Source organism: Kitasatospora albolonga, assembly GCF_039535905.1.
GTDB lineage: Bacteria > Actinomycetota > Actinomycetes > Streptomycetales > Streptomycetaceae > Kitasatospora > Kitasatospora albolonga.
Window position 1 is genome coordinate 17,198 of the sequence record NZ_BAAAYB010000101.1, and the last position, 12,924, is coordinate 30,121.

The window sequence follows — 12,924 nt, forward strand, 5'->3', positions numbered from 1 at the left end:
TGTGGGGCGATGATCGTATGGCTGAACGGAACGCACGGGGCGGGCAAGAGCACCACCGCGCCGCTGGTGCAGGAACTGGTTCCCGACTCCCGGGTGTTCGACGCCGAGAAGGTCGGCGAGACCTTGATGGACATCTCCCCCGGCCTGCCCGCGACCGACAACTTCCAGCACTGGCCGCCGTGGCGGCCCCTGGTGGTGGAGACCGCGCGGCGGGTGCTGGAGTACACCGGGGGCACGCTGGTGGTGCCGATGACCGTGCTGGTGGAGCAGTACTGGCGGGAGATCAGCGCGGGCCTCGCCGAACACTCCATCCCGGTACGGCACTTCGTGCTCCACGCCGACCAGGACACCCTGCGCGCCCGGATCGAGAACGACCGCGTGCTCGGCCCCGGCCCGTCCCCGTTCCGCCTGCGTCACCTGGAGCCGTACGCCGAGGCGGCCGCGGGCTGGCTGCACGCCGAGGCCGAAGTGATCGACACCACCGAGCTGACGCCCCTCCACGCCGCCCGCCGGATCGCCTACGCGGTCACCAACTGAGCCCGCTCAGGAACCGGGCCCGCTCAGCCCTCGGCCGACGGCAGCCTCAGCTCCGCGAGGGCACCGCCCTCCGGGTGGTTGGCCAGCGTCAGCGCGATGCCGAGGGCCTCGGCGTGGCCCTGGGCGATGGTGAGGCCGAGCCCGTGGCCGTGGCCGCGTTCGCGGGCGCCGGTGCGGAAGCGCTGCGGCCCCTCGGCGAGGACGTCCTCCGGGTAGCCGGGGCCGTGGTCACGGACCGTCAGCACCGGGCCCTCGACCCGGACCAGGACCGGGCCGCGGCCGTGCCGGTGGGCGTTGGCCACCAGGTTGGAGAGCACCCGGTCGAGCCGGCGGACATCGGTGGTGACCAGCGCGTCGGACTCGATCCGCAGCTCGGTGGGGGCCGTCGCGGCCGCCACCACCCGGGCGGCCACCGGGCCGAGCTGAACGGCCGTCAGCTCCGGCCGGTCGGCCCCCGCGTCCAGCCGGGAGACCTCCAGCAGGTCCTCGGTCAGGCTGCGCAGCACCCGCACCCGGTCCTGCACCAGCTCGGTCGGCCGCCCCGGCGGCAGCAGCTCCGCCGCCGTGAGCAGCCCGGTCAGCGGGGTCCGCAGCTCGTGCGCCACATCGGCGGTGAAGCGCTGTTCGTTGGCCAGCTTGCTGCTGAGCACGCCCGCCATCGAGTCCACCGCCGAGGCGAGTTCGGTCACCTCGTCGCGGGGGCCGCCGATCGGTCCGATCCGGGCCGTCAGGTCGCCCTTGGCGATGGTGCGGGCGGTGCGGGCGGCGGTGCGCAGCCGTCCGCTGATCCGGTCGGCGGCGAAGACCCCGGCCAGCACGGTGACGGCCACCGAGAGCGCGGCCGAGACCTGGATGGACCGGTCGAGCTGGGCGATGGCCCGCTCGTCGTCGGCGTAGTCGATCCGGACCGAGAGCACCTGCGCCGCCGCGCCGTCGTTGCCGGTGCCGGGGCCGAGGCCGAGCGGGGCGGCCGCCCACATCACGGTGCCGTTCGGCCCGGCGCCGAGCACCGAGCCGTGCCGGCCGCGCTCGGCCAGCCGGCGCAGCTCCTCGGGGAGGGCGGGGTCGCTGGTCGACGCGCCCCAGGCGAGGCCGAGGTCGCCGCCGCGCGCGTAGCCGTCGAGCACCGATTCCAGCGCGTTCTCGGCGGCCTTCCTGGCCTGCCCGGTGTGCTGTGCGACGGAGGCCCGGTGCACCAGCAGGCCGACCGTGATGGCGACCAGCACGGAGACCAGGGCGACGGTCGCGGCGATCTGACCGCGCAGGTTCACCCGGACCGCCGCAGCTTGTAGCCGAAGCCACGGATGGTCTCGATCCGGCCCGCGCCGATCTTGGCGCGCAGGCGCTGCACGTGCACGTCGACCACCCGGCTGTCGGCGTCCCAGGAGTAGTCCCAGACCCGCTCCAGCAGGGTCTGGCGCTCCAGCACCACGCCCGGCGCGGCGGTGAACTCCAGCAGCAGCCGCAACTCGGTCGGGGTGAGCGGCACCTGACGGCCCGCCACCCGGACCTCCATCGCCTCGGTGTCCAGCTCCAGGTCGTCGATCACCCGCACCGCGCGCGACGGCTCCGGCTCGGGCGGCGGCCCGGCGGCGGGCACCGGTTCGGCGACCGCCCTGGTGCGGCGCAGCACGGTGCGGATCCGGGCCACCAGCACGGCGCTCTCGAAGGGCTTGGTGATGTAGTCGTCGGCGCCCGCCTCCAGACCGGAGATGACGTCGATCGGCTCGGTGCGGGCCGACATCATCAGGATCGGCAGCTGGCTCTCCTCGCGGATCCGGCGGCACAGGCCGACCCCGTCGAGCAGCGGCAGCATCACGTCGAGCAGCAGCAGGTCGGGCCGCCGCGCGCGGAACCGCTCCAGGCCGTCCAACCCGTCCACGGCGGTGTCCACCGGGAAGCCGTAGCGCTCCAGCGCCATCCGGGTGGCCTCGCGGATCACCTCGTCGTCCTCCACCAGCAGGATGCGCGGGGCGGCGGGGGCGGTCTCGGGCACGGGGACGCTCCGGGGTGCGGGGCCGCTCACGCGGCCGACCTGGACGGGACGGGGCTGGGGAGCACCGGCTTGGGCGCGGGCTTCTGCGGGGCCGGGGTGGGGGCCGTCGAGACCTTCGGCTCGGAGCCCTTCTCGATCTTGGCGGTGGGCGCCGCGGTCGGATCGCAGTACGCGCCGTCGGCCCCGGGGCCGGTGATCTGCCGGTCCTCCACCAGCAGCCGGTCCTCGTCCCAGGCGTAGGTGGTCCTGGTGCGGTCGGGCTCGCGCACCACCAGCTTCGGCCCGACGGTCTCGGCCGTGAAGCCGCTCTCCACCTGCTGGGTGAGCACCGGGTAGAGGCGGCCGCCGCGCAGCTCGTAGACGTGGAGGTAGGAGGAGCCGGAGCCCGAGCCGAACTGCACGGCGGTGAGCAGCTCCGGACGGCCGTCCCCGTTCAGGTCGCGGAGCTGGGCGGGGCGGACGGCGCAGCCCTGACAGCCCGTCAGGGCCTTGCTCTCCTCCGGCCGCAGCTCGGGGTCCTTGGTCAGCAGCGCGCGCAGGTCGACGGAGCGGAGGTCCTCGTTCGCGACCGTGATCCCGGGCACCGGGGAGAGCGGCGGCCGCGAGCCGGAGGGCGAGGGGGAGGGCTCGGCGGAGGCCACGTCCTCGGGCCAGAGCGGTTCGGAGACGGGGTGCAGCGCCACCGCGCGGGCCGGGCCGGCGTCGTGCAGCTGCCCGGCGCCGCCGCAGCCGGAGAGCGCGGCGACCACCACGAGCAGGACGGCGCCCCAGCCCGGGGCGGTACGGCGGGGCCATCGGCTCACGGTGCTGGTCGCCTTCCGGTGGGGTCGGTGCTCGGTGATCGGTGATCGGTGGTCAAGTCTGCCCGACGGCACGTCCGCACCGTCCGCCCAGGTCGGACGGACGGCGCGGACGTGCCGACGGTGCGGAGGTGCGGACGGGTCAGGCCTGGAGGTCGGCGAGCACGATGATGTTGTCCTTGTAGTGCCCGTCGCCGCCGAGCGCACCGCCACAGGTGATCAGCCTGAGCTGCGCGGTGCTGGTGTTCCCGTAGACCAGCTCGGTCGGGAACCCGTCCTTCGGGTACTGCTTCAGCTCGCGCACCCGGAACGCGACGGTGCTGCCGTCCTCCCGGCGCAGCTCGATCCGGTCGCCCGGGGCGAGCTGCGGCAGCCGGTGGAAGACCGCCGGACCCTTGCGGGTGTCCAGGTGACCGAGCAGCACGGCCGGGCCGGTCTGGCCCGGGGCCGGTCCGTTGCGGTACCAGCCGACCTGCTCGGGGCGGTCCATCGGCGGCACCTCGACCGTGCCGTCCGGGTTGAGGCCGGTCGCCCCGACGGGCGCGTCCACCCCGATCCGGGGGATCACCAGCCTGCTGGGCGGGGCCACCGCGCCCTGCGCCGCCGCGTCCTGACGCTTCGTCGGGGTGGTGGCGGACTGCGCCGCTCCCCCGCCCGCCGGTCCGGACTGGACCGACTGCCCGGACTGGACCGACTGCCCGGCGGCCGCGATCCGCACCGGTGGCTGCTCGGCCGAACAGCCACCGATCAGGACCGCACCGGCGCCCAGCGCCAGCGCCCCCGCCACTGCGGCCGGTGCCCAGCGCGGGCGGCGGCGACGGCGGTGCCGCGGCTGCCGGATCACGTCGGCCCGGTCCTCGTGCGGCTCCGCCGCGTCGGCGGGCGTCTGCGGGCCGCGCGCCCGGTCGCGCGCCGCCCGGCGTGATCCGGCGCTCACGCCTTAGCCCCGGGCGCCGGCACGGCGACGCAGCACCGCGAAGCCGATGCCGGCCGCACCGGCGGCGGCCAGGCCCGAGCCGAGGACCAGGGTGGCGGTGGAGTCCTTGCTCTCGCCCTCACCGGTCTGGGCGCCGCCCTTGGGGACCACCTTGACCTGCGGGTCGGCGCTGCCCTTGCCGGCCGGCAGGCTCGCGGAGGCGGTGGGCTTCTCGACGGCCGGGGCCGGGGAGCTGGGGACGGCGGTGGGCTTCGCGGCCGGCGAGGAGACGGACGCCGAGGGCTGCGGGGCCGGGGTGCTGCCGTCGGCGTGGGCGGCCGCGCCGGAGAGGGCCACCGCACCGGCGACGCCTGCGGAGACCAGGGCGAAGCGCAGCGCGCGGCGGATGTTCGTGGTGCCTGCCATGGGGGTTCCTCCCGATTGCTCGCCACCCCCGGCCCGGTGGCCGGGAGTTGGTACGGCAGACGTTAGGAACCGCACCTCACGGTGGTCGGCCGGTCGTGTAACAGCCACCGCGAGGCTCTGTAACAGTCCGTCCGGCCCTGCGGCGGGCGGCGTCTTCCGCCCGGCGGATCCGGCGGCTACTCTCCGGTAACAGTCGCGGCGCCGTTCCGGTGCCGCCCGCCCGGCCCGGGAGGCCACGTGTCGTCCACGCGTTCCGCCAAGCTGCTGAGCGGCCTGCTGCTCGGGGCCGGCGTCGCCCATTTCGTGGTGCCGCGCCAGTTCGACGCCATCGTGCCGCGCTCGCTGCCGGGCACCCCCCGGCTCTGGACCCAGGTCAGCGGGGTGGCCGAGCTGGCGGTCGGCGCGGCGGTGGCGCTGCCCAGGACCAGGCGGGCGGGGGCGCTGGCCGCAGCCGGGCTGTTCGTCGCCGTGCTGCCCGCCAACGTCAAGATGGCGTACGACTGGCGGCACCGCCCGGCCGCGCTGCGGGGCGCCGCGCTCGCCCGGGTGCCCGCCCAACTTCCCTTGGTGCTCTGGGCATTGCGGGTGCGGCGGAACGCCTGACGGCGTGGCCCCGGGCAGCGGGGCCACGCCGTCGGCCAGGAGACGGCCACTGGAGGAGCGTCGGTCAGGGCTTGGGCAGGGCGCAGCCGGCGAGCGAGAGGTTGAGCACGTTGCCCGGGCCGAAGCAGCCGGGGATCAGGTAGGTCTGCTGGGCGTAGTTGATGCCCTGGCGGACCGTGACGTTGCCGGCCTGGTCGACCTCGCACGGGTTGTTCACCGTGCAGCGCTGGCCGTCCTCGTTCCCGGTGTTGTTGACCGCGACCACCTGGCCGGTGTTGGCGTCCACCACCGGGGAGCCGGAGGTGCCACCGATGGTGTTGCAGCTGGAGGTGTAGCGGACCGAGTCCTTGAAGGTCCAACTCCCCTCCTTCAGACGGTAGACGAAGCCGTCGACGTTGCAGGAGTAGATCCGCTTCCAGTAGCCGGAGACCACCTTGATCGCGGTGCCCGCGGTCGGGTGGCTCGCCGAGACGGTGAGCGGGCTGATGTTGTACGAGCTCTTGATGGCGGCGTAGGTGGTGTTCAGCTGGTAGATCGACACGTCGGTGTCGGTCATGGTGCCGTAGACCATCTTGGTGGCGCGCAGCGTGGCGACCTTGGTGCCGGCCGAGTTGAGCAGCGAGAAGGTGCGGCTGGAGGAGCGGTTCACCAGCACCTGGCCCGCGGTCGGCATGCCGGTGTCCAGGCAGTGGCCGTTGGAGAGGATCAGGGCCGGGTCGCCCGCCTGGGAGTTGGGCAGGCGCACCAGCGAGCCGGAGCAGTTGCTGAGCGCCACGGTGCCCGCGAAGTCCACGGCCGCGAGCGGAGCGGAGGGGGCGGCCGAGGCCGGGGTGGCGGCCAGGACCGGAGCACCGGCGAGCACGAGCGCGCAGGCGGCGCCGAGGAGCGGCTTCTTCATGAGAACTGCCTCTCGAGTGTGGGGGTGGGACCAACTTGGCGTGCACATGACTCAAAAGTCAAGAGCACTGCATCACTTGACAGTTGGCCCCACCCGTCGCACCCGCAGTACCTCAGGCCGGCAGCGTCCAGCGCTGGTTGGCCCCCGCGAAGCAGGTCCAGAGCTGGACCGGCGTCCCGTTGGCGGAGGTGTTGCCGGTCACGTCCAGGCACTTGCCGAGCGCCCGCAGGGTGCCGTCCCCGGTCGGCGTCCAGCGCTGGGCGTCCGAGCCGTTGCAGTCCCAGAGCTGCACCTTGGTGCCGTCCGCGCTCGAAGCCCCGTTCACGTCCAGGCACTTGCCCAGCGCCCGGACCGTTCCGTCGGTGGCGACCGTCCAGCTCTGCGCGGCGGTGGAGTTGCAGTCGTAGAGCTGCACGGCGGTGCCGTTGGCGGTGCCGGCCCCCGCCACGTCCAGGCACTTCCCGGCCAGGCCGGTCACCTGACCGGTGCGCCCGCCACCGCCGCCCGGCGTGCCGGCCCAGGTGAAGGTGGCCGAGGTCTTCGCCGGGAGCTGGTACCCGAAGCTCTGGCCGCCCCAGTTGACCCGGACGGTCTGCGCGGTGCCGCTGTCGTTGTACGCGATCAGCGCCTTGGAGCCGTCGGGGTTGCGCCACGCCACGTTCGGCACGGCCGAGTTGGCGGTGGAGGCGATCCGGTACGCGCCCGGCTTCACGAACTTGGTCAGGTGGCCCATGGTGTAGTACTCCACCGTGTAGTCCACCTGCCCGGCCCGCGAGCCGCCGTTCTGCACCGTGACCAGCCCGGTGCAGGTGCCGCAGCCGCCGTAGTGCGGGCCGCCGTTCTGGTCCACCGCGAGGCTCCACTTGACCACCGACTTACCCCAGTTGCGGGTGTAGTCGATGATGTTGCGCATGTCCTCGCGCTGCTGGTCGGCGATCCAGGTGCCGCCCGAGTGCTCGGTGCCGAAGGCGTCCACCCCCGGGTACTGGTCGTGCACCGCGGTCTGGGTCGCGACGTCGCCGCCGTAGCCGTGCCAGGCGATGCCGCCGAAGTTGGGGTGGCTGCGGATCGCCGGGTCGTCCACCACGGGTGCGCCGTAGCCGGCGTACTGGTCCCAGTTCCAGTCCAGCGCCAGCACCTTGCTGCTCAGCCCGGCTCCGGCCAGGGCGGGCAGCAGGTTGTTCTTGGTGAAGTAGGCCAGGCCGGAGCCGTTCCAGCTCATCGACGGGTAACCGCCGCAGCAGGTCGGCTCGTTCTGCACGGTGAGGTAGTCCACCGGGACGCCCTGGGCCTGGTACGCCTGCACGTACTTCACGAAGTACTGGGCGTAGGAGCCGTAGTGCTCGGCCTTCAGCCAGCCGCCGTTCAGCGCGCCGCTGTCCTTCATCCAGGCGGGCGCGGTCCACGGGCTGGCCATCGTGGTGAGCGCGGGGTTGAGCTGCTTGGCCTGCTTCGTCAGCGGCAGCACGTCCACCAGGTCGTGGGCGACGGAGAAGTTGGCGAGGCCCGGGTCGGTCTGGCCGGCCGGCCGGTCGTCGTAGGTGTAGCCGTAGCGGGCCAGGTCGGAGGCGCCCATCGGGTTGCGGATCATCGACAGCCCGATGCCCTCGGTGGGCGAGAACAGCTTGCGCATGGTGGCGTCCCGGGTCGCTGCGGGGACGCCGCTGCTGTTCAGCAGCCAGGCGGCGGTGTCGGTGAACGAGGCGCCGCCACCGGTGAACTGCTGGTACCGGACCGACTCGTCCACGGTGATCTGCTGGCCGGCGCCGGAGCCGGCCGCGAAGGCGGTGGCGGCCTGCGGCTGCAGGCCTCGGGTGACGTGCCGGCCGCCCGCGTCGTCGGTGGTGGTGAGCCAGACCGACACGGTCTCTCCGGCGGCGGAGGCGGTGGGCGCGGCGGCCAGCAGACCGCCGGCCGCGAGCACACCGGAGAGCAGCGCCGCGGCGGCGCGACTGGTTCGGAGCATGGGGGACTCCTCGGGGGTGGGGGGATGGCCGCAGATTCAACTCCTGTACGCAGCAAGGCGTCAAGGCCTAGACCAATGCCTGATTTACCGTCAACTCGTGAATGATGTGGACGATGCAGGTCAAGCGGACTCTTCGGCTTCCGATCTGTTGCCTTTCCTTCCAGACCTCTTGACGCTCCGTGGTCTACTCCAGTTGACTCCGTGCTGCTCTCCGGAGAGCGCTCCCCCACACGTCCCCTGGAGTCCCCCATGCTTCGTCGCGCCCTCGTCACGGGAGCGGTGCTGGCCACCGCCCTCGGCGCCCTGCCCGGCACCGCCCACGCCGCCGCCAACCCCGGCCCCGGCTTCCCCGCCCAGTACGCCGCCCCCTACGTGGAGACCTGGAAGTCGCCCAACGCCCTGGCCGACGCCCGCAACGCCACCGGTCTCAAGTACTTCACCCTGGCCTTCGTGATCAGCGACGGCAGCTGCAACGCCACCTTCAACGGCAACACCCCGATCGGGGACGCCGGTTGGACCTCGGCGGTGAACTCGCTGCGGGCCGCCGGCGGCGACGTGATCGCCTCCTTCGGCGGCGCGGCCGGCACCGAGCTCGGCCAGGCCTGCACCTCCGTCAGCTCGCTCAAGGCCCAGTACAAGCGGGTGGTGGACACCCTCAACCTGACCAAGATCGACCTCGACATCGAGGGCGGCGCCCTCAACGACACCACCGCCAACGACCGGCGCAACCAGGCGCTGGCCCAGCTCCAGCAGGAGTACGCGGCGGCCGGGCGCAGCCTCGCCGTGCACTACACCCTCCCGGTCAACCCGACCGGCCTGGAGGGCAATTCGATCAGCCTGCTGAACAACGCCAAGAGCCGCGGGCTGAACGTCGGCGTGGTCAACATCATGACCATGGACTACGGCCCGGCCATGGACATGGGCAAGGCCGCCACCGACGCCGCCACCGCGCTGCACGGCCAGCTCGGCTCGATCTGGACCGGCAAGACCTCCCAGCAGCTCTGGGCGATGGAGGGCAACACCCCGATGATCGGGGTCAACGACACCCAGGCCGAGGTCTTCACCACCGCCAACGCCACCACCCTCACCGACTTCGCCCGGGCCCGCGGCATCCAGCTGCTCGCCTTCTGGGCCCTCGGCCGGGACAAGGCCTGCGCCAGCAACGGCACCCTGTCGGACTCCTGCAGCGGCACCTCGCAGAGCCCGTACCAGTTCGCCCGCACCTTCAACGGCGTTACCGGCGGCGGGAGTTCGCCCAGCCCGACCGGCCGGATCACCGGCTACGGCGGCAAGTGCGTGGACATCGCGGCCGCGGCCACCGCCAACGGCACCGCGATCCAGCTCTACGACTGCAACGGCACCGCCGCGCAGAACTGGACGGTGGCCGCCGACGGCTCGCTCCAGGCGCTCGGCAAGTGCCTGGACGTCACCAGCGCCGCCACCGCCAACGGCAGCAAGCTCCAGCTCTGGGACTGCAACGGCTCCGGCGCGCAGAAGTGGCAGCCCGGCTCCGGCTCCACCCTGGTCAACCCGGCCTCCGGCCGCTGCCTGGACGCCACCGGGCCCAGCTCCGCCAACGGCACCCGGCTGCAGATCTGGGACTGCTTCGGCGCCGCCAACCAGCAGTGGCTGCTGCCCGCCTGACGCACCGAGAGGACCCCGCCATGCTCCGTCGCGCCCTCGCCGGGGCGGCCGTGCTCGCCACCGCCCTCGGCCTGCTCCCCGCCGCCTCCACCGCCGCGCACGCCGCCCCCGCCACCTTCACGCACCCCGGAGTCCTGGTCTCCGCCGGGCAGTTGGACTTCGTCCGGGCCAAGGTCCAGGCCGGGGCCCAGCCCTGGAAGGCGGCCTACGACCAGATGCACGCCTCCAAGTACGCCTCGCTGAGCCGCACGCCCAAGCCGCGCGCCGTCGTGGAGTGCGGCTCCTACTCCAACCCCAACATCGGCTGCACCGACGAGCGGGAGGACGCCATCGCGGCGTACACCCTCGCCCTGGAGTGGTACCTCACCCGGGACGCCCGCTACGCCGAGAGGGCGATCCAGATCATGGACGCCTGGTCGGGCACGATCACCGACCACACCAACAGCAACGCCCCGCTGCAGGCCGCCTGGTCCGCCTCGGTCTGGCCCCGGGCCGCCGAGCTCGTCCGCTACACCTACGGCAAGTGGGCCCCGGACCGGGTCACCCGCTTCGGAACCATGCTGCGCACCGTCTACCTGCCCGAGGTCGCGAACGGCTCGCGCTCCAACGGGAACTGGGAGCTCAGCATGGTCGAGGCCTCGATCGGCATCGCGGTCTTCCTGAACGACCGCGCCGCCTACGACAAGGCCGTCTCCCTGTACCGCAACCGCGTCCCCGCCTACGTCTACCTCGCCTCCGACGGCCCGCTCCCCCGCACCGTCCCCGGCAGCGGCCTGGACACCCGGGACGAGATCGTCGGCTACTGGCAGGGCCAGTCCACCTTCGTCGACGGCCTCACCCAGGAGACCTGCCGCGACCTCACCCACACCGGCTACGGCCTCTCCGCGATCTCGCACGTCGCCGAGACCTCCCGCATCCAGGGCCAGGACCTCTACCCCGAGGTGGCCGACCGCCTGCGGCACGCCCTGGGCCTGCAGTCCAAGTACCAGCTGGGCACCGCCGTCCCGTCCTGGCTCTGCGGCGGCACCCTGGAGCAGTCCCTCGGCCCGGTCACCGAGGTCGGCTACAACGCCCTGCACGACCGCCTCGGCTACGGCATGACCAACACCCAGCTGCTGACCGAACGTCAGCGCCCGGCGGGCACCAACAACCTCTTCACCGCCTGGGAGACCCTCACCCACGCCGGCAACCCGGCCTGAGACGCACCGCTGCCCGGCACCGTAGTGGGCGGTGCCGGGCAGCGGTGTGCTGATGGCGGATCAGACCTGGAGGGCCTTGATCGCGGTCGGGGCGTGGCCGGGCTCGGTGGCGAGCTCCTCGAACTCGGTGACGTTCGACATGTCGACGGTCTTGCTCATCGAGATGTTGGTGACCCGCTCCAGGATGGCCTCGACGACGACCGGGACGCGGTACTCGGCGGCCAGCTTCTTGGCCTCCTCGAAGGCGGCGCCCAGCTCGTTCGGGTCGGTGACCCGGATCGCCTTGACGCCCAGGCCCTCGGCGACCTTGACGTGGTCGACACCGTAGACGCCGAGCTCGGGGGCGTTGATGTTCTCGAACTCCAGGTTGACCTGGAAGTTGATGTCCAGGTTGACCTGGGCCTGGCGGATCAGGCCGAGGTAGGCGTTGTTCACCAGGACGTGGACGTAGGGGACCTTGTGCTGGGCGGCGACCGCCAGCTCCTCGATCATGAACTGGAAGTCGTAGTCGCCGGAGAGCGCGACGATCGGGGTCTCCGGGTCGGCGACCGCCGCGCCGATCGCGGCCGGGATGGTCCAGCCGAGCGGGCCGGCCTGGCCGCAGTTGATCCAGTTCCGCTTGTTGTAGACGTGCAGGAACTGGGCGGCGGCGATCTGCGAGAGGCCGATGGTGGTGACGTAGCGGGTCTCCGGGCCGAAGGCCTTGTTCATCTCCTCGTAGACGCGCTGCGGCTTGATCGGCACGTTGTCGAAGTGGGTGCGGCGCTGCAGGGTGGCCTTGCGCTCCTGCGCGGAGGCGGCCCAGGCGGTGAAGTCGGGCAGCTTGCCCTCCGCCTTCAGCTCCTTGGCGACCTCGATGAAGAGCTCCAGCGCGGCCTTGGCGTCGGAGACGACACCGTAGTCCGGCGGGAAGATCCGGCCGATCTGGGTCGGCTCGATGTCGACGTGGACGAACTTGCGGTCACCGCGGTAGGCGTCCAGGTTGTAGCCGGTGTGGCGGTTGGCCCAGCGGTTGCCGATGCCGAGGACGAAGTCGGACTCCAGGAAGGTCGCGTTGCCGTAGCGGTGCGAGGTCTGGACGCCGACCATGCCGGCGGCCAGCTCGTGGTCGTCCGGGATGGTGCCCCAGCCCATCAGGGTGGAGATGACCGGAACGCCCGTCAGCTCGGCGAACTCGACCAGCAGCTCGGTGGCGTCGGCGTTGATGACGCCGCCGCCCGCGACGATCAGCGGGCGCTCGGAGGCCAGCAGGAAGGAGATGGCCTTCTCGATCTGGGCCTTGGAGGCGGCCGGCTTGTAGACCGGCAGCGGCTGGTAGGTCGCCGGGTCGAACTCGATCTCGGTCAGCTGGACGTCGATCGGGAGGTCGATCAGGACCGGGCCCGGACGGCCGGAGCGCATCAGGTGGAAGGCCTGCTGGAAGACGCCGGGGACCTGGGCCGCCTCCAGGACGGTGGTGGCCGCCTTGGTGACCGGCTTGGCGATCGAGGCGATGTCGACCGCCTGGAAGTCCTCCTTGTGCAGCTTGGAGACCGGCGCCTGGCCGGTGATGCACAGGATCGGGATCGAGTCGGCGATGGCCGAGTAGAGCCCGGTGATCATGTCGGTGCCGGCCGGGCCGGAGGTGCCGATGCAGACACCGATGTTCCCGGCCTTGGCCCGGGTGTAGCCCTCGGCCATGTGCGAGGCGCCCTCGACGTGGCGGGCCAGCGTGTGACCGATGCCACCGACCTGCTTGAGCGCCTTGTAGAAGGGGTTGATCGCGGCGCCCGGCACGCCGAACGCGACCTCGACGCCCTCGAGCTTGAGGATCTCAACTGCGGCTGCGGCTGCTGTCATACGAGGCATCGGTTCACTCCTGCGTCCGTCGGGCTCCAGCAACTTCCACGATGCGGAAGCATTGTTCTGGGATACGAAAGACAAGCTAGGGCGGCTTCAA

12 protein-coding genes are annotated in these 12,924 nt (G+C 72.4%); 4 read left to right on the forward strand and 8 right to left on the reverse strand.

The window, feature by feature from the left end:
* The first annotated feature begins 9 nt into the window (after window positions 1–9).
* Window positions 10–537 carry an AAA family ATPase gene (locus ABD946_RS25795; RefSeq protein WP_345287505.1) on the forward strand — a complete coding sequence of 176 codons (528 nt, stop codon included), beginning with the start codon at window positions 10–12 and terminating at the stop codon, window positions 535–537.
* A 23-nt stretch (window positions 538–560) separates the two neighbouring features.
* Here the strand turns inward: ABD946_RS25795 and ABD946_RS25800 are convergent, their stop codons facing one another.
* The 5 genes from ABD946_RS25800 to ABD946_RS25820 all read right to left on the reverse strand — a co-directional run bounded on the left by ABD946_RS25800 (window position 561) and on the right by ABD946_RS25820 (window position 4,675).
* Window positions 561–1,808 carry a sensor histidine kinase gene (locus tag ABD946_RS25800; protein WP_345287507.1) on the reverse strand — a complete coding sequence of 416 codons (1,248 nt, stop codon included), beginning with the start codon at window positions 1,806–1,808 and terminating at the stop codon, window positions 561–563.
* Window positions 1,805–2,458 carry a response regulator gene (locus tag ABD946_RS25805; RefSeq protein ID WP_380150486.1) on the reverse strand — a complete coding sequence of 218 codons (654 nt, stop codon included), beginning with the start codon at window positions 2,456–2,458 and terminating at the stop codon, window positions 1,805–1,807. The genes ABD946_RS25800 and ABD946_RS25805 overlap by 4 nt, the downstream gene beginning before the upstream one ends.
* Before the next feature lie 101 nt (window positions 2,459–2,559).
* Entirely contained in the window at window positions 2,560–3,336 is a 777-nt protein-coding gene (locus ABD946_RS25810; RefSeq protein ID WP_345287509.1) for an FG-GAP repeat protein, read from the reverse strand.
* 139 nt (window positions 3,337–3,475) lie between these two features.
* Window positions 3,476–4,270: a class F sortase gene (locus tag ABD946_RS25815; RefSeq protein WP_345287510.1), complete on the reverse strand. Its 795-nt coding sequence runs from the start codon at window positions 4,268–4,270 to the stop codon at window positions 3,476–3,478.
* A gap of 3 nt (window positions 4,271–4,273) precedes the next feature.
* Window positions 4,274–4,675, reverse strand: a complete 402-nt coding sequence (locus tag ABD946_RS25820) for a sortase-dependent protein (protein WP_345287512.1) — start codon at window positions 4,673–4,675, stop codon at window positions 4,274–4,276.
* 237 nt (window positions 4,676–4,912) lie between these two features.
* Here ABD946_RS25820 and ABD946_RS25825 point away from each other — a divergent pair, with 237 nt between their 5' ends.
* The gene (locus ABD946_RS25825; protein ID WP_345287514.1) at window positions 4,913–5,278 is read left to right on the forward strand and encodes a DoxX family protein; all 366 of its coding nucleotides are present in this window, start codon (window positions 4,913–4,915) and stop codon (window positions 5,276–5,278) included.
* A 64-nt stretch (window positions 5,279–5,342) separates the two neighbouring features.
* Here the strand turns inward: ABD946_RS25825 and ABD946_RS25830 are convergent, their stop codons facing one another.
* Window positions 5,343–6,176: a S1 family peptidase gene (locus ABD946_RS25830; RefSeq protein WP_345287515.1), complete on the reverse strand. Its 834-nt coding sequence runs from the start codon at window positions 6,174–6,176 to the stop codon at window positions 5,343–5,345.
* A gap of 112 nt (window positions 6,177–6,288) precedes the next feature.
* Complete coding sequence (locus tag ABD946_RS25835) at window positions 6,289–8,142, reverse strand: ricin-type beta-trefoil lectin domain protein (RefSeq protein WP_345287516.1); 1,854 nt, start codon at window positions 8,140–8,142, stop codon at window positions 6,289–6,291.
* Between the two features lie 249 nt (window positions 8,143–8,391).
* On the opposite strand from ABD946_RS25835, the gene ABD946_RS25840 reads away from it, so the two are divergent.
* Complete coding sequence (locus ABD946_RS25840) at window positions 8,392–9,786, forward strand: ricin-type beta-trefoil lectin domain protein (RefSeq protein ID WP_345287517.1); 1,395 nt, start codon at window positions 8,392–8,394, stop codon at window positions 9,784–9,786.
* A gap of 20 nt (window positions 9,787–9,806) precedes the next feature.
* Window positions 9,807–10,985, forward strand: coding sequence for an alginate lyase family protein (locus ABD946_RS25845; protein ID WP_345287518.1), 1,179 nt, complete (start codon window positions 9,807–9,809; stop codon window positions 10,983–10,985).
* Between the two features lie 60 nt (window positions 10,986–11,045).
* Here the strand turns inward: ABD946_RS25845 and gcl are convergent, their stop codons facing one another.
* Window positions 11,046–12,833 (reverse strand): glyoxylate carboligase, encoded by a 1,788-nt coding sequence (gene gcl / locus ABD946_RS25850; RefSeq protein WP_345287520.1) that lies wholly within the window; start codon window positions 12,831–12,833, stop codon window positions 11,046–11,048.
* Window positions 12,834–12,924 lie beyond the last annotated feature (91 nt).